The sequence below is a fragment of the Hujiaoplasma nucleasis genome (assembly GCF_013745115.1).
Classification (GTDB): Bacteria; Bacillota_I; Bacilli_A; order Izemoplasmatales; family Hujiaoplasmataceae; genus Hujiaoplasma; species Hujiaoplasma nucleasis.
Map to the genome: position 1 here is coordinate 1,453,308 of NZ_CP051151.1, position 17,903 is coordinate 1,471,210.

Sequence of the window (17,903 nt, forward strand, 5' to 3'; positions counted from 1 at the left end):
ATGGTAGAATAGACTTGTTTTATTCTACCATAATTCTTATGAATGATAGAGGTGGCAAATAATGAGTGAATATATTGAATTCAAGAATATCTCAAAAAGTTTTGGTAAAATTGAAGTCCTTCATGACATTAGTTTTTCTATCAAACAAGGGGAAATACATGCCTTGTTAGGAGAAAATGGTGCTGGAAAGTCAACTTTATTAAATATTTTTCATGGTGTCTACCAAGATTATACTGGTGAGATCTTTTATAATCATGAACCTGTTAGGTTTAAGTCAGTTTTTGATGCGAATCAAGCTGGTATTGCTAAAGTACATCAAGAGATCAATTTGGTTAATGAGTTAACTGTAGGAGAAAATATAGCATTAGGTCAAGAAGATTCTAAAGGTATTTTTATTGATCGTAAGAAAATTGATGTTAAAGCTAACGAAATACTAGATGAATTAGGTTGTGTTTTTAGATCGAGAACCAAAGTTGCTTCTTTAACTGCTGGTGAAAAACAAATGGTATTGATTGCTAAGGCTTTATATGCTAACGCCAATACAATTTCATTTGATGAACCTACGGCTGCATTAAGTAATAATGAGATTGATCATTTCTTTGCTACAGTAAAGAAGTTAAAAGCTAAAGGGGTTACCATCATCTATGTATCCCATAGACTAGCAGAGATATTTCAAATTTGTGATCGGGTAACTGTATTTTTAGATGGTAAATATGTGGATACTTACGATGCAAAGACCATTAGTAAAGAAAAGTTAATTCATTCTATGGTAGGGCGAGATGTTGAGATGTTTGCTCAAAGAAAAATGCCTAAGTTATATACAGATGAAGTTGCAATTAAAGTTGAAGATTTACATAAGGATAAAGTATTTACAGGTATTAACTTTCAAGTAAGAAAAGGTGAAATATTTGGTCTATACGGGCTTGTTGGTTCAAAAAGAACTGATGTTGTCAGAGCTATTTTTGGTGCAGAAGAAAATGTATCCGGAAATATTTATATAGATGGAGAGTTAAGACATATTCACTCGACATCTGATGCCATTAAATATGGTATAGGTTTGGTTCCAGAAGAACGCAAATCACAGGGATTTATTAAGGTTTTTAATAACAGTGAAAACATCACATTAACTGATGTTGATAGATACGTTGAACACTTTATTATTAATGATAAAAAGAAACGTCTTAGTTCAGAAGATTACATTGAAAAACTCAATGTTCATCCTAGAGATTCTAGAAAAATGACCGCTACTTTAAGTGGTGGTAATCAACAAAAAGTAGTCATTGCTAAATGGCTTCATAGGAACTCTAATATATTAATTTTAGATGAACCTACCAAGGGTATTGATGTAGGTGCTAAAGAAGAAATTTATAACCTTTTAGAAGAATTAGCTTCTCAAGGTAAAACGATTATTATTGTGTCTTCAGAGTTGCCTGAAATTGTAGGTTTATGTGATACAGTCATGGTAATGTCAGAAGGAAAACAAGTTGCTCTATTGAAAGAAGAGCATATCAATGAAAAAGAAATATTAAAATTTGCATTAGGCGGTGACTCTGATGAGTAAAGTGAAATCATTTTTAAAAAATAAATTTTCATTAGTAAATATTAAGAATGCTGTTGAATCAAGAGAAGGTCTTTTGATTATTTCCATTCTATTGATATTTGTTGTATTTACAATTATCGATCCAATTTATATATATCCAAGAAATATGGTCAATATTTTAGAACAATCTGTCGTTAACGGTTTCTTGGCAGTTGGTATTACCTTCGCCATTGTCTTGGCTGGTATTGATTTATCGATTGGTTCTATTTATGCCCTAGCTATTGTTTTTGTTTCTAAATTCTTAGTGGCGGGTGTTAATCCATTTATAGCTATTATATTAGGGATAATTATTGGTGCCATTTTTGGTGGGTTTAACGGATTATTAATATCTAAATTAAAGTTGCAACCTTTTATCGCAACACTAGGTACCATGAGTGTATATAGGGGGATTGCTTATATCGTAACTCAAGGGAATCCTGTTTTAGGTATTCCAGATAATTATAGATCTATCTTAAATTCAAATACCTTTGGGTCAATCATTCCTGTTTCTATTTTCATTTTAATTGCCTTTGTGATTTTAACACAAATCATATTAAAGAAAACCAAACCAGGGACCTACATATATTCTGTAGGTGGTAATGAAGAATCTGCTTTCTTATCAGGTATTAAAATTGATAGAATTAAAATATTAGGTTATGCTTTTTCTGGTATTGGTGGAGCTATTGCTGGTATGGTATTACTTGCTCAATTAGGAACTGGAGAACCTATAGCTGGGACTGGCGCTGAATTAAATGCCATTGCAGCTACAGCCATTGGTGGGACTAGTTTGGCAGGTGGTAAGGGTTCACCTGTTGCTGCATTCTTAGGGGCTATATTACTATCTGCTTTAAAAGTTGGTTTGATTGTTGCTATGGTACCAACTTTCTGGCAATATGTTGCGACTGGTGCTATTATTATTGTAGCTGCTTCAGTTGAAATTATTCAAAAACGATTAAAAAGAGCGACGACTTAAGGAGATAAAATGAAAAACAAGTATGTTTCAGTGATTGGAAGTCTAAATTATGATTTTTTCTTAAAAGTGAATAGATTGCCAAAACCTGGTGAAAATATGCATGCTAAAGATCTTAAGTTTTCTTGTGGAGGTAAAGGCGCAAATCAAGCTTACCAAATGGGTAAACTGGGTTTAAATGTCTACATGATTGGTTGTGTAGGCGATGATGAGTATGGAGATAAATGTATCCAAAGTTTAAATGATGCTAAGGTCAATACTTCATTCATAAGAAGAGTTCATTGTAATACTGGTTTAGGCTTTGTAAGTGTTCAAGAAGATGGTGAAGTATCTGCCATCCTTGATGAAGGTGCCAATGCTTTTGTGAGCATTGATATGATTAAAGCCTTATATGATCATATATTTAATAGTGAGTATGTTGTATTACAAATGGAAATTCCAATGGAAACCATAAAGTACATCATCAAAGAAGCTGAGAAACATGATGTTAAAATTGTTTTAAATCCTGCACCTGCTCAAGAACTTGAAGAAAAATACTTAAATAAAGTTCATTATTTGATTGTCAATGAAGTTGAAGCTGGCTTTTATTTAGGTGAAAACTATAGTGATGAAGAACTTTTAGAACATGGTTTTGATTTAAGAAAAAAAGTTAAATCCGGATTGATATTGACTTTAGGTTCTAAAGGCAGTTATTATATAGATGAATATAGAACATTTATTCCTATTGTAAAAGCAAAGGCTGTCGATTCGACAGGCGCTGGGGATTCTTATATAGGATCATTCGTCTACGGTTTGTTTAATGGTTATACACCTGTTGAGTCTTGTCAACTAGGCGCAAGGTCTTCTGCTCAAACTGTTGAAGCTTTTGGAAGAGAATCAATGCCATCTATGTTAAAATAATAACTGAGGTGAGAATAATGTTACCCTATGAAAGAAAAAAAGTCATTGAAGAATTTTTAGAAAAAAATGGAGAGACTACTATTGATGATATTTGTGATATCACAAAAGATGTCTCAGTATCAACCATTCGTAGAGATTTAAAAACCTTAGAAAATGAAGGTGTTATTTCTGTCTATTATGGTGGTATTGTTAAATTGAATCAGTACTCAACTGAGCAAAAAATTGAAAGTAAGAGACTAACCAATATTGAAGCTAAAAAAAGTATTGCTAAGTATGCAGCTTCTTTAGTAAAGCCTGATGAAACGATTTTTCTTGATTCAGGGTCGACAGTGGCTGAAATGATTCATCATTTAGACCGATCTGTCAAGGTTATTACAACTTCCTTAGATATTGTGATGAACAATAAGAATAATTTAGAAATTCATCTTTTGGGTGGTAAGGTTTCAGATGTTAGAAATTCTGTTTATGGTATAACAACCATTGATCAAGTTTCTGATTTTATATTTGAAAAAGCATTTCTTGGTGCTAATGGTATTGGTGAAAAACATGGAATTACAACACCATCTACTGAGGAATCTATGTTAAAGAAAAAAATCATTCAAAATTCTTCAAAAGTTTACTTTTTAATAGATAGTTCTAAAATAGGTAATTACTCTAATTGTAAAATTTCTAAAATCGATGAGAATTATGTGATTATGGAAAGTAAAAATCAATTGACAGAGATTTATAAGAATATTCTTTGTCCAGAAGACTAGGAGTGTGAATGATGAAATATTTTGCGACATCAATGATGTGTGTGGATTACTTTAACTTAAAAGATCAAATTAAGATTATAGAAAAACACACAGACTACTATCATATTGATATAATGGATGGTCATTTTGTTCCAAATTTAGCCTTATCTTTTGATTTCATTAAACAGTTAAGAGCTTATACAAATAAAGCAATCGATGCTCATTTAATGATGACAGATCCTGAAAAATTCATTGACCTCTTAATGGAATTAAAAGTAGACTATATCTCTTTACATCCAAAAACAATTGAAAAAGATGTATTTAGAATTATCAAGAAACTTAAGGAAAATCATATTAAATTTGGTATAGTCTTAAGTCCAAGTATGGGTTTAGATGATATATATTATTATCGTCATCATGTAGATAAAATAACAGTGATGACAGTTGAACCAGGTTTTGCAGGTCAAAAAGTGATACCTGAAGCTATTGATAAAATAAAAGAAGTGTTTGAATATAGAAAACAACACCAATTAGATTTTTTAATTGAAGTGGATGGTTCTAATAACTTTGAAACCTTTGAAGATTATTATAAAAATGGTACAGATATATTCATCTTAGGATCAACATTATTTAAAGAAGAAGATTTAAATCAATCTTATCAAAATATCAAAGATTATATTGGACGTATCCATGACTAAAGTATTGGGTATAGATATAGGTGGAACCCATTTAAGATGGGGTATAGTTGAAGATAAGAATGTGCTTTGTGTTGAAAAAATAAAAAGCAAAGATATTGATGATTTTGTTGAATATATTTCAAAGATTGCTTTAGACCATCCTGAGATTGATGTTATTAGTATTGGTATACCTGGAATAGTTAATAATCATAAAATAATGAATGTCCCTAATGTTGAGAAATTAAATGTTTATGATTTAAAGGATCAAATAGAAGAAAGAACTAAAAAATTAGTCCTAATTCATAGAGATGTTAGATTATTGTTTGCTTATGATTTAGAACGTTTATCTTTAGAGGATAAGCCTTATGTTTTAGCCTTCTATTTAGGAACAGGTATTGGAAACGTGATAAAAGTTGAGGGACAAATTGTTAAAGGTAGACATGGTTTTTCTGCTGAATTAGGTCATATTCCAATTACTGGAAACGATAAAATATGTGGATGTGGTAAGGTGGGTTGTGCAGAAACTATTGTTTCTGGTAAGGCCTTATTAGAACTCTTCCATAGTAAAAAATTATCTGGTGACTTTAGTGATATTTTTATACAACATAAAAATCATCCTTTAATTCATGAATTTATTGAGGCTTTTGCTAGAATCATTGCGATTGAAATGAATATTCTAGATGCTACGACCTTGATTATCGGTGGTGGTGTCGCTAATATGATTGGTTTTCCTCAAGGAAAATTAAATCGTCTCTTAGCATCACACTTAAGATCTGAGGAGTTAATAGCTGGTTTGAATATTCATTATGTGGATGATTCGCCCATGAATTCTATGATTGGCGCCTCTTTAATAGCAAAGGAGTATATAAATGAAAATAGCCATAGGTAGCGATCATACTGCCGTTGATTTAAAAAGTGAAATCATTGATTATTTAAAATCATTGAATATAGATGTTATTGATTGTGGTCCACAATCAAAAGAAAGAACCCATTATCCAATCTATGCACATGAAGTATCTACATTGGTTCAAGATCAGAAAGTCGAATACGGTATTTTGATTTGTGGAACAGGTGTAGGGATGAGTATAGCAGCCAATAAACATAAGGGTATAAGGGCTGTTGTATGTAGCGATACTTTTAGTGCTAAAGCTTCTAAACAGCATAATGATTCAAATGTGCTTTGTTTTGGTGCTAGGGTTGTTGGAACTGAATTGGCAAAGGATATAGTAGAAAGTTTTTTAAAAGCAAGTTACGAAGGCGGAAGACATCAACAAAGAGTTGATATGTTGAATGAATTAGATCATAGTTTGTAACCCCCTCTCCTTGTAGAATTTATATAAGTTGATTCATTCAACCCAATTCTTTTATTGATTACCCAGTATAATTTATACTGGGTTTTTTTAAAGAAATTAAATTTATACTTGAAATATTTTCTACATCCGATATAATTTTTAGTGTTACTTAAATAATAATTACGAAGAAAGGATATTACATTATGGAAAAAGTACTTACATCAAGAAGAACAATTATGAACATTGAATACAAGAATGACAATAGTGGTCAGTATCGCTTGACCCTAATAGACGGCAATGAATATCTTGCTGATAGATTAGGTGATCATTTTTATGTTCACACTGATAATGAAAATTTAATCAAAGAACTTACAAAGTTTAACGTTGAGGAAGATATCTTTGAATTTGGAGATGAATATTTTCACTTCCGTTCTACCACTAGGGATGATATTATAGCATTTATGAAAAGCTATAATACCATGAGAAATGAACCTGAATTAGCAGAAGAGTACATAACAAAAGCGAACTGTAAAGATTCACACTTGTTATTGGTTGAGGTTTTTGGAGAAACCGTTGGTTTTATTAAATACATAGTTCACCAAGGTCAAATGGTAGTTAAATTTTATTTTTCTTCAAATAAGAACCATATTATCAATCCCTATGTATGGCAAATATTTGAGAAAAAAATGATCGAAATTCATCAAGTGAGCCAATTTGAAGCTGATGTTGATAAATTTGATGAAAAAACCATCGCTTTACATAAGGCTATAGGTTTTGTTGATTCAGATAAGGAAGATGAAGAAATTGAATTAGAAACTGATTATAAATTAGTAATTACAACTTTAATTAAAAAGATATAAATTTAATATATGATATGGAGGTCATTATGCTGATTAGTAAGTCAAATTATGTTTCATATCATCAATGCCCAAAACAATTTTACTTAGAGAAACATAACAAGGATGTTTCTCTTTTTTCTATGTCTTTAAAAAGACGAATTAGAATGGGTAATGATGTTGGTTTATTAGCTAAATCAATGTTTTCAGGTATCAAAGAAGTTGACTATGGAGAGTCTAAAGCTATGTCTAAAAAGACAAAATCTCTCATTGATTTAAAGGTTCCCTATATTTCTGAAGCTGCTTTTTATATCAATGATTTATTTTGCGCAGTTGATATTTTACAAGTTCAAGACCAAGGTCTCATCATTTATGAAGTTAAATCATCAAGTAAGATTAAAAAGGATTATTACAAAGATTTAGCTTTTCAAACCCATGTGATTCAAGCTGCAGGCTATAAGGTTTTAGATGCATTTGTTATCTATGTAAATAAAAATTATGTGAGAGAAGATCAGATAGATTTAAATTCATTTTTTATAATTGAATCTGTATTAGATCAACTTGATAATCATTTACTTCATGTAAAAAAAGATGTAGATAAAATGCGTGCTATGGATGAAGAACCTGAATTTAGTCCCGTAAGTCATTGTTCTAATTGTTCTTTCAATCATTATTGTTATCAAGATATGCCTAAAGATTCTATCTTTAATTTATATGGCTTTAGAGCAAGTAAAGCCTACCATGATGGCATGAGAAATTTTCAAGATTTATTAGACAATCAAGTATCCTTGACCATAAAACAAAAAAGACAAATAGATCATTTCTATTTAGATCAAGCAATGTATATAGATCATTTAAGTCTATTTGATTTTCTTAATCAAATGATTTATCCTCTATATTTCCTTGATTTTGAAACTCTAGATTTTGTGATTCCTAACTTTAAAGGCTCTAAAGTCAACCAAAGATTACCTTATCAAGCATCTATTCATTATTTGAATCAAAACCATTCTCAATTAATACACGAGGATATATTGGTATTACCTGATCAAGACCCAAGAGAAAGAATGATTGATTTCTTAATAAAGAATCTAGGTGTTAAAGGACATATTATGGTATACAATCAATCATTTGAAAAATCTATTATTAAAGATTTGGCAAATCAGTATCCTCAATATAAAAAAGCTTTGTTAGATATAAATCAAAGAATCATTGATTTGTATGATGTTTTTAAAGAAGGTATGGTTTATATGAAAGAGTTTGAAGGTTCATTTTCTATTAAGTCAGTTTATCCAGCCTTATGTCAATCTGATTCATATGAAAAACTTGACCAAGTTCATCATGGTGTTGAAGCCATGGAAGGGCTAGAAAGATTAAGTCATTTACAAGGAGAAGAACAAGGTAAACTAATCAAAGACTTAAAAGCATATTGTCGATTAGACACCTTATCGATGGTACAAATCTATGTTAAGTTATTGGAACTCATCAATGGATAAATTTAAAGATAATTTAGGATATATATGGTAAAATATGCTTAGATTATTGAATGGAGATGAATAAATTGAAAAAATTATTAATGTTTATTTTGGCAGCTTTCTTGTTTGTTGGTATTGTTGCTTGTGATGGTGAAGGGACAATTGATGTTACTGATGAACCAACAACAGTTCAAGTAACAGAAGCACCAACTCAAGCACCAACAGATGAACTGACAACAGAATATATTTCTGAAGAAATGACAAGTATTGAACCTATATATTTAGAACCTACTCTTGATTCTGGTTATCTTGTAGATAATCCACAAGATGGTTTGATTTTACATGCTTGGAACTGGTCTTTGGTAAATATTGAAGCCCATTTAGAAGAAATTGCTATTGCTGGATTTTCTAGTGTGCAAATATCCCCTTTACAACCGCAAAAGGATTATTTTGGAGATGCTTCATGGGGGTCTGCTTGGTGGAAGTTATACCAACCATTAGGCTTTGAGATTGCTACTAGTGATCACTATATTGGTACCCTTGAACAATTAATCTCATTAACATCTGAGGCAGATTTATATGGGATTAATATTATTGTTGATGTAGTCGCTAATCATTTAGCTGGTGGTACTTCTACATCTTTAAATGATGAAGTTGAAGACTATGAATTTGAAATATTTTCACAAAACTTAATCCATACAGATAATGGTCTAGTTTCTGATGCTTCTATTCAAGCAGTGACTAAAGGCGCTTTGGGGGATTATCCAGATTTACAAACAGAAAGTGATATTGTTCAAAATGCTGTTTTAGATCTTTTAAAAGCATATGTAGATGCAGGTGTAGACGGTTTTAGGTTTGACGCCGCTAAACATATAGAAACACCAAATGATGGTGATTATGCCAGTGATTTTTGGCCAACAATCATCAATGGTATTCAAACTTATGCAGGCAATGATTTATATATCTATGGAGAAATACTAAACACACCGGGAAATAACCGTTCTTATAGTGATTACACTGATTATATGGCTTTAACCATGAATGGTATGTCTGATCGTGTAAGAAATGCAGTGGTTTTAAGAGATTCATCTCGTTTAGATAATATCAATAATTACGGGGAAGTTCCCGCCAATCAAACGATATTATGGGCTGAATCACATGATGATTATGCTGCTGGACATACAGATGGTATTAATGATTTAAATATGACTAAGGCTTATGTAATCAATACTTCTAGAAAAGATGCAACCACGCTTTATTTTGCTAGACCTAATCAGGCAAGTTTTATGGGTGATATTGGTTCTTATTTATGGCAATCTTTAGAAGTTGCAACAATCAATAGGTTCCATAATTATTTTGTTGGTGGAGATGAAGTTGTTTCTATTCAAAATGGTTTCTTTTTAAATGAAAGAACTTTATCAAATCAAGAAGGTATTGTTATTGTTGATGTAGATAGAACTGGCCAAGTAGATGCTTTAGAGGTAAGTTCTATATCTGATGGCTATTATTTAGACCAAGTATCAGGTAATTTCTTTACTGTTGTAAACGGTAAAATATCAGGTGAAATGGGTGAAAGTGGTATAGCGGTGATTTATAATAATCCACATCCTACTTTACCAGCTGTATATGTTTCTAATACAGGAGAAAGTGGAAGTTTTTCTGATACTTTAGATATTAGTATCTATTCTCATAGTGCTGAACAAGCATTTTATTCAATTAATGGTGGAGATCAAATTGCTTTTTCAGGAAATATAGATCTTGTATTAAGTCATCCTGACTTAAACGCAATTGTGACTTTAACCATTGATGTATATGCTGGTGATTATCACTTATCAAAAACTTATGAATATACTAAGTCCAATACTGTGATAGAAGAAGTTATCGTTAATAACTTAGATTTCTCAACAAGCCAATACAGGATTGTTGCCTGGACTTGGAAGACTGGTCAAGATGGTCAGTGGGCTATGGGGGTTTATGAGGACGGCACATTTACTTTTGATTTACCAGAAGGTAATGATTATTTCTTATTGGTACTTTTCCCAGTAGCGACTTCTTCAAATAATTGGAATATTAAAGCTTTTCAAACAGGTGATATTCCAGTTCCTAATGATGGAATCTATGATGGTTCTAATATAGTGTGGAATTAAGTGGATTGTTGATAATAAATTAATAAAAAAAAATTCAAGAGATAATCTTGAATTTTTTTATTTATTGCTTGATTAATTATTATAAAAACCGTATTTTAATTCTTTATAAGAATCAATGGTGAATACTATAAAGATAATTAAACCTGCTAATCTAAATAAGTTATGTATAAAGTTAAATGAGAAAAGTTCTGGGAAACCTAAATTTGCGAGTTCTTGGCTTAAATTTGGGTTCAATAAATTTGGATTTAAGATAATTGCTAGAACAATAACCAATGATATTAGGTTAAGAATAAAACTAATTGAAGAATTAATTTTATTATATTCAGTAAAGAATATTCTTAAGAACAATCTGGTAGCTGAAATGATTAAGGCTATATTTAACCATGTTTTATAGGTATCAAAATCATTTAAATTGAAGAAAGGTATATTGGTGTTTTCTCCAATAACATTAATCCCAATTAAATGAGGGAATCGATTAATGATGACTAAGAATAAAATAGTAAAAATAATACCCACATAAGAACTTGATCTCGACCATGATTTTTGACTGTGTTTTTTTATGTCTATTTGTGAAGGGTGCCAGTCTTTATTCTGATCTTGGTTCTTATTGACTTTTTCAGCGATGATAAAACCGATGGTAACATAGGTGAATACAACAAATGTAGCTTGGTTTAGAGATTCAAACATTTCAGAAAAACTATAGTCTCCTGTAAATATAAAAGATATTAAATCTAAGGCTATAATAATTGTCCAGATTAAAGGAATTAATAGTTTTAATGTTTGATAATAGGATTCTTTATATCTCGGTCCAATCACATATTCTTTATTATCTAAATAAGAATAAGCCAATTGTTTTGGATGTCCTAAGTCTAATAATACATCTTCTAAACTCATATTTTCGTTTTCCATTTGAGCATCAATGTTGGCTGATAATTCCATTCTAATATCTTCTTTTAGAGAAAGCGGTAAATATTTAATAACTTCGCTAATATAAGCATTTTTTAAATTTTCATTCATTTTCATAGTCTCCTATAATGGTTTGGATTGATTTTTTTGATGATTTCCATGACTCAATCAGTTCATTTAGTACCTGAAGTCCTTCTTCAGTAATCTTATAGTATTTTCTTGGTTTTGATACTTCAACTTCCCATTCACTCTTCAGTAACCTTTGTTTTTCCAGTCTTCTTAATAAAGGATAAAGGGTATTTCCATCAATGGGTATACCTTTTTCTTCTAAAGTTTGAACAAGTGAATAACCATAATGCGGATTTTTCAGTAAAGCTAAAGTTGATAAAACAATAAGTCCTCGTCGCATTTCTGTTTTTGTTTGTTCAATAATGGTTTTTAAATCACTCATGAATATCACCTCGATTTCATTATACTGTATGACATACACTATTGTCAATATAAATTATTTTTTTATTTTATTTTCTACATTTTTTAAGCAAACTAAACTTTAGTTTTTTATAAAAATAATCTTTTTTTTAAATCAATCTATAAAAATCTTTAGATTTATTATAGGATTTTTATATAAGGGGGATAGAAGAATTATGAAATTTAAAGTTTATTTGATTGGTTTTTTGATTTTAATCTTAGGGTTTATGGTTTCGTGTAATGATAACAATCAAACTACTCTTCAAGAAGAAGATACAAATGAAGATTCATCACTCGCTTTTGATCAAACTTATGTTTATCAAGATCTTTTGATGGATTATTATACTTTTGCTTACCAGACTTATGATATTAACTTATCACAGGGTTTAGAACTTGATTTTTATGATCAAATTAAAAGTGTTTCTTTCTTTGTTCATAAGGGTTATGTGGATGGTCTTCGGGTAGGTGACTATGAATATGTGGATAGAGAATATATTTATGCCTATATGTTAATACATTTTGATGATGCTTTGGGTGTTAACCCACATGTTTTTAGGGTTGAAAGAAATTTAATTAGTCAATACTATTCAGCGAGAATTATTGAAGTCAATCAAAACTATAGCTTTGATGATTTTGTTGTTGCACAAAAGTCTTTTATTGAAGGTATGAAAAGTCAATATTTAAGCGATTATGAATTGATTGATGAAAACTCGGTTTATTTGTATCAAGAATATGAAAATACATACACTATTTCAGAGTTAAATTCTTTAGTAGGAAATATTGAAATCATTGAAGATGATTATTTTGGTTATTTAATTAATGATTATGAAGCTACCATCATAGGATTTAAAGAGGGTGTTGATGATTTGCTTGACATTTCTATTCCAGAGAAAATTGAATCCTATGATGTGAAGTACTTTAGGGAATATTCTTTTGTGACATATGACATAGAGTCTGTTTTTTTACCAAAAACAATTGAAAATATTCAATTAATAAGGGGTATAAAACATGTTAAAGAAATCACTATTCATGAAGATAATCCTTATTTTAAAAGCCTTAATAATGTTGTTTACAACAAGAGTTTAGATAGACTTATAATGTATCCTAGTCAAAGACAAGGACTTGACTTTGTCTTGCCCCAATCTGTTAAAACGATTGGTGAATATAGTTTTTTTAGGGCACCTATATTTAATATGAATTTTGAAGAAGGAAGTTCTTTAGAAAGGATTGAAAGGTTTGCTTTTCAACAAAGTCAGTTAAAGTCGATAGTTTTACCTGCATCCTTGAAATATATTGAGCAATATAGCTTCGAAAACTTATTTTATTTAGAAGTAGTAACAATTCCAGAAAATAGTTTATTAGAATATATTGGAGATTATGCTTTTTTTAATACTTCAATCACATCGATATTTATTCCTGAAAACCTTAAGACTATCTATCCTTCCTCATTTACTAAGAATTCAAATTTAGAAGCATTTTTAGTTGATGAAGATAATAGCTATTTCAAATCAATAGATGGGGTACTCTTTAGTAAAGATGGGGCTTCGTTATTAGCTTACCCGAGTCATAGAGAAGGTACTAGTTATTCCGTTAATTCTTCAGTGAAAAGACTTGGGACGGATGCTTTTGCTTATTCTAGCCTGACACAAATTATTTTTGAGGATGAAAACAATCTTGAAATCATAGGAAATAGAACTTTTTATAATTCCATGATTACTTCTTTTGTTTTACCTCCTAAGGTCAATGAAATTGGTGTGAGTGCTTTTTCTGGTACAGTTCAATTAAAGGTCTTTGATTTTAATAATAATCAGGAATTAAAAAGAATCCCTGATTATATGTTTTCTGGTTCATCCATTATAGACTTATATTTGCCAGATCAAATCGAAAGTATTGGTCGTTTTGCTTTTTCTGCTTGTGAATATCTTGAATATATTGAATTAAATGATTCAGGGAACTTGAAAACCATAGAAACCTATGCTTTTCAAGGAAATTATCGTTTAAAAAATATCTTTATCCCTCAAAGTCTTTCAGTTATTGAAACAAAAGCTTTTTACTTTGATGACCAAACCAATATATACATTCAAGAAAATGCAGATGAGTCTCAATGGGATCCTTCATGGTATGATCGTGAACAAGATATCTATAGGGATGTCTTAGACTATGGTCAATTTGAAGACTTTATTTATCTTCAACTAAGTGATGAGACATTAACCATTGTTAAAATTCTTATCCATGACAGAAAAGAAGAAGTTGCAATACCTGAATACATTAATGAGAATCAAGTCACAAGAATAGAAGAAAATGTTTTATTGGGAGAATATAACTCATTATCTATCTACATTCCTCAATCAATTCTTCAGATAGAAGCCTATGCTTTTTCTGGTTTGAATGGGTTAATTAAGACAGGGTTTGCATCAAAACCTGATGGTTGGAATCTTGCTTGGAATCGTCATTACGACTATAGTGGTTCTATCAGTGTTCTTTGGTCTCAACCAAGCTAATTTAAATATTAAAAAAACAAGGAGATTCATTTCTCTTTGTTTTAGTTAAACTTAAATACCTGGTGTTTTAATGTTTAAGAATGATAAAGGCGATTCATCATCTGCCTTAACAGACATTGGAACATTTGGCGGACATAAGACAATGTCATTGGCTTTGACTGGATAACTTTCATCATCAATAGTGATCTGTCCTTTACCTTCTAGAACAAAAAAGGTAACGTCTACTGGAACTTGATGGGTTGGTATGCTTTCACCTTTTTTTAGTAATAAATTTTTTATGGTTGTGTTTTTGTGGTTAACTAAGGTTTTAGCATGGACACCTCTAATGTTAATTTCTGCCTTTAAGTCTTCTAAGTTAAAATGTTTCATCATTGACTCCTTTCTATGATTATATATTATTATATTTCTTCTTTTAACCTTATGAACAATATATTGTTTTCTAAATGGATATGGGTGAAAGTATTCTTTTCTAATTGGTCTAACATTTGATAAGTTTTATCAAAGGTTTCACATCCATCTTCAGGCCTTTGATAATTATTGGTTAATTGATTGATTGTTTTTAATAAAGAACCAGCAACTTCGTGTTCATCTTCTAAATCATCGATCACATGGATAGCTTTTTCTAAGTCTTCCTTTTTATGTGATTGAAGATAAGCTTCAATGGCTGGGTATTGAATGGTTTCTTCCTTAATTAAATGCATTTCTAATTCGGTTTTTAGTTGTTGGAAGTTTTGGTATAAAGCCATTAATTCTGGGTGGTTTTCGCCATGGACTCTTAAGATGGTTTTAATATGTTCACCTATGATTGGAAGATTAGTATGTAAAAAAGCATGATGTTCTTGTAATATATGGTTGACTAATTGGTCATATGGAGCCTTATTCCAATCTGTGGTGGTATTGACACTCATTTTATTATAATAGTCCTCTAAGTTGAATATAAGGTCATTTAAGTTAATGTTTTGGTCTTTAGTAACTTCTTTTAAACTTCTATGGCCTCCGCAACAATAATCTATTTTATTTTTATGGAATATATCAGCTGCTTTTGGGAATTTAGAAACGATATCTCCAACTTAATCTAATGCTTGAAATTTCATATAGACACCTCTTTCTTAACTTAATTATAGGTTATCTTTCAAGCATTAGATGTGATTCAAATCACACTTAAAGCAGAAAAAAAAGGATAAAAATTTATCCTTTTAAATCATCTAATACATTTTGAGCGTGATCTTTAGCCTTGATATTTCGATATTCTTTTATTATTTGACCTTCTTCATCAAGAATGAAGGTGCTTCTTTCAACACCCATGTATGATTTTCCATACATTTGTTTTTCTTTCCAAACATCAAAAGCTTGTATTAATTGAGTATCTGGATCAGAGAGTAATAATAAATTTAAAGCTTGTTTAGAAATAAAGTTTTTATGTGATTTAATTGAATCTTTACTCACACCAATGATTTTATAACCTAGCTCTTCAAATTCATGTCTTAAGTCTGTAAAGTCTTTGGCTTCTAATGTACAACCACTGGTATTGTCTTTGGGATAAAAATAGACAATGAGTTTTTGACCTTTAAAATCACTAAGTTTATATGTTTTTTCATCACTTGCTTGTAAAGCAATATTTAAATAATTCATTTGAAAACCTCCTTAGCTTTATCATAACATAGACCTTGGTTATTTTAAAAATGGATGCTTTTAATAATTGTTTTTTATAAATTTAAGAACTTTATCTTTGAGATTTTTTTGATAAGGGTATTTATATTTATTTGATAAGTGTAAGGCAAGATGATGGTATAAATTAAGAGCTTGTTCAAGGGCTTGCCAAAGATTTTTTTCTTCTAAGTTGGTGTAGGTTTTTATATATTGTTGGTAGATATCTTTATCTAATAAATCTTTATACCTACTTTTTGCTTTACCCACGGATTGATTAAAGCCTTTTTGATCTCCTATCCACCAGTCCAACATAAGTTCTAATTCTTTTCTGATGAGTTGAAGGTGTTTGTGAGCATAAAAATATTGTTTTCTTTTAATCCCTTTAGAAACATAAGGAATTAACCAATAAAACTCATTACAAGAATAATTAAATTCTTTTTCAGTGATGGTTTGTATATAATAAGATGATTCGTTTTGATAATCTTCTAGTTGATAATTATCTTTATCAATTAATATTACTGATAAGGAATCTCTTTGATTCATACTTAATTCTTTAACATCACAAATACTTAAATCAAGTCTAGCCCCATTTTCAAATTGCATCATATAGATGAATGATTGATTGGCATCACCATCTCTTTGATCCTTTGTTGTTTGTCTTAATAATGGCTTATCAAAGACATTTAACCATGATTCATCTTCGATGAATGATGGGTAATTATCTACATAGAAAACCATATCAAAGTCCTGATAATCATCAGGTTCAATGTTTGGATTTACCCTTGAACCATTCATTTCTAGAACACGAATATGTATATTATCTTTGGCTATCTTAATGACTTTTTCTAATAATTGTTCATGTTTATTCATAGATTTCCTCATCTGTTAAATGTTTAATAAAAGTTTCTTTATGGTTTAAAAATTGTCTTAATAAGTTAATGCTATCAATATCCTCATAATCAGTTTTTATAAAAGATTCATTCTTAATCTGGTAAATACATGCTTGAGGTAAGGCTGTGAGAATGGGTGAATGACTAGCGATGATAAATTGACAACCTCTTTTACATGCATCCATAATCATAGCCATCAAGGTTAATTGATTTTGAATGGATAGGGGTGTTTCTGGCTCATCTAATAGATACAATTGATTGTCTTTAATCCTTGAAGCGAAGAAGTCAAGATAAGCTTCACCATGAGATGATTTAGACAAATCTTTTGAATACATATTTTCAAGCTCGTGAATGGTTTTTCTATAAGGAGACTTAGCCATGATTTTTGAATATTCTGACTTATTTTTATAGGTATCATCAACTCTTTTGATTTCTTGATTGGCTTGATCAATCTCATTGATCATATATTCTAAATAATTAACAAAAGATAAACTCTCGAAATAAAATCCTTTGACTTTTTTAATGTTTGGCCATAGACTTACAGCTGAACCATCTATTTGTTTTTTACTATGTTGATTGGGTATTTTAATTTCTATGAGTTTAAGTTTTGCTTGAAGTATTTTTAAGAAAGAAGATTTACCTGAACCGTTTTCTCCTAAAATAAGTGTAACTGGGGATCTTAAATCAAAGGTCAAGGATTGATTAAATAATTTCATATTAAAAGGGTATTGATCAGTCTTGGGTTCGATTCTTATTTTTTCTATCAGCATCATAGCCTCCTATCCAAGTCAATTTATTATATCTATAATTTTTGCTTTATTCAAGCTTTAGTCAACTTGAAAATCAAGTAAACAAAAAGACTTTTCAGGGAATGAAAAGTC

General features: G+C 30.2%; 18 protein-coding genes. 11 read left to right on the top strand and 7 right to left on the bottom strand.

Annotated elements, in window-relative coordinates:
• Positions 1-61: 61 nt before the first annotated feature.
• The 10 genes from HF295_RS07055 (at position 62) to HF295_RS07100 (ending at position 10,607) form a co-directional block, all read left to right on the top strand.
• Positions 62-1,561, top strand: coding sequence for a sugar ABC transporter ATP-binding protein (locus tag HF295_RS07055; RefSeq protein ID WP_312031464.1), 1,500 nt, complete (start codon positions 62-64; stop codon positions 1,559-1,561).
• A gap of 40 nt (positions 1,562-1,601) precedes the next feature.
• On the top strand, positions 1,602-2,552 hold the full coding sequence (locus HF295_RS07060) for an ABC transporter permease (protein WP_376739692.1): 951 nt from the start codon (positions 1,602-1,604) through the stop codon (positions 2,550-2,552).
• Positions 2,553-2,561: 9 nt separating this feature from the next.
• Positions 2,562-3,449, top strand: coding sequence for a ribokinase (locus HF295_RS07065; protein WP_312031466.1), 888 nt, complete (start codon positions 2,562-2,564; stop codon positions 3,447-3,449).
• Between the two features lie 17 nt (positions 3,450-3,466).
• Positions 3,467-4,204, top strand: coding sequence for a DeoR/GlpR family DNA-binding transcription regulator (locus HF295_RS07070; RefSeq protein WP_312031467.1), 738 nt, complete (start codon positions 3,467-3,469; stop codon positions 4,202-4,204).
• Positions 4,205-4,212: 8 nt separating this feature from the next.
• Entirely contained in the window at positions 4,213-4,881 is a 669-nt protein-coding gene (locus HF295_RS07075) for a ribulose-phosphate 3-epimerase (RefSeq protein WP_312031468.1), read from the top strand.
• Positions 4,874-5,749, top strand: a complete 876-nt coding sequence (gene alsK / locus HF295_RS07080) for an allose kinase (protein ID WP_312031469.1) — start codon at positions 4,874-4,876, stop codon at positions 5,747-5,749. The genes HF295_RS07075 and alsK overlap by 8 nt, the downstream gene beginning before the upstream one ends.
• Positions 5,730-6,173: a ribose 5-phosphate isomerase B gene (gene rpiB, locus HF295_RS07085; protein ID WP_312031470.1), complete on the top strand. Its 444-nt coding sequence runs from the start codon at positions 5,730-5,732 to the stop codon at positions 6,171-6,173. Before alsK ends, rpiB begins: the two co-directional genes overlap by 20 nt.
• Before the next feature lie 182 nt (positions 6,174-6,355).
• Entirely contained in the window at positions 6,356-7,012 is a 657-nt protein-coding gene (locus tag HF295_RS07090; protein ID WP_312031471.1) for a hypothetical protein, read from the top strand.
• 26 nt (positions 7,013-7,038) lie between these two features.
• On the top strand, positions 7,039-8,481 hold the full coding sequence (locus HF295_RS07095) for a DUF2779 domain-containing protein (RefSeq protein ID WP_312031472.1): 1,443 nt from the start codon (positions 7,039-7,041) through the stop codon (positions 8,479-8,481).
• 65 nt (positions 8,482-8,546) lie between these two features.
• Positions 8,547-10,607, top strand: coding sequence for an alpha-amylase family glycosyl hydrolase (locus tag HF295_RS07100; protein WP_312031473.1), 2,061 nt, complete (start codon positions 8,547-8,549; stop codon positions 10,605-10,607).
• A gap of 72 nt (positions 10,608-10,679) precedes the next feature.
• On the opposite strand, the gene HF295_RS07105 is transcribed toward HF295_RS07100, so the two are convergent.
• Positions 10,680-11,624 carry a hypothetical protein gene (locus HF295_RS07105; RefSeq protein ID WP_312031474.1) on the bottom strand — a complete coding sequence of 315 codons (945 nt, stop codon included), beginning with the start codon at positions 11,622-11,624 and terminating at the stop codon, positions 10,680-10,682.
• Positions 11,617-11,964, bottom strand: a complete 348-nt coding sequence (locus tag HF295_RS07110; protein ID WP_312031475.1) for a PadR family transcriptional regulator — start codon at positions 11,962-11,964, stop codon at positions 11,617-11,619. The genes HF295_RS07105 and HF295_RS07110 overlap by 8 nt, the downstream gene beginning before the upstream one ends.
• Before the next feature lie 193 nt (positions 11,965-12,157).
• Here HF295_RS07110 and HF295_RS07115 point away from each other — a divergent pair, with 193 nt between their 5' ends.
• Positions 12,158-14,482 carry a leucine-rich repeat domain-containing protein gene (locus HF295_RS07115; RefSeq protein WP_312031476.1) on the top strand — a complete coding sequence of 775 codons (2,325 nt, stop codon included), beginning with the start codon at positions 12,158-12,160 and terminating at the stop codon, positions 14,480-14,482.
• A 51-nt stretch (positions 14,483-14,533) separates the two neighbouring features.
• Here HF295_RS07115 and HF295_RS07120 read toward each other — a convergent pair whose 3' ends face one another.
• From HF295_RS07120 to HF295_RS07140, 5 genes are all read right to left on the bottom strand, one after another.
• Positions 14,534-14,851, bottom strand: coding sequence for a cupin domain-containing protein (locus tag HF295_RS07120; protein ID WP_312031477.1), 318 nt, complete (start codon positions 14,849-14,851; stop codon positions 14,534-14,536).
• A 29-nt stretch (positions 14,852-14,880) separates the two neighbouring features.
• Positions 14,881-15,543, bottom strand: a complete 663-nt coding sequence (gene ric / locus HF295_RS07125; protein WP_312032612.1) for an iron-sulfur cluster repair di-iron protein — start codon at positions 15,541-15,543, stop codon at positions 14,881-14,883.
• 127 nt (positions 15,544-15,670) lie between these two features.
• On the bottom strand, positions 15,671-16,114 hold the full coding sequence (locus HF295_RS07130; RefSeq protein ID WP_312031478.1) for a peroxiredoxin: 444 nt from the start codon (positions 16,112-16,114) through the stop codon (positions 15,671-15,673).
• Positions 16,115-16,174: 60 nt separating this feature from the next.
• Complete coding sequence (locus tag HF295_RS07135) at positions 16,175-17,002, bottom strand: aminoglycoside 6-adenylyltransferase (RefSeq protein ID WP_312031479.1); 828 nt, start codon at positions 17,000-17,002, stop codon at positions 16,175-16,177.
• A complete protein-coding gene (locus tag HF295_RS07140) occupies positions 16,995-17,792 on the bottom strand; it encodes an ATP-binding cassette domain-containing protein (RefSeq protein ID WP_312031480.1) in 798 nt (265 codons plus the stop codon). The genes HF295_RS07135 and HF295_RS07140 overlap by 8 nt, the downstream gene beginning before the upstream one ends.
• Positions 17,793-17,903 lie beyond the last annotated feature (111 nt).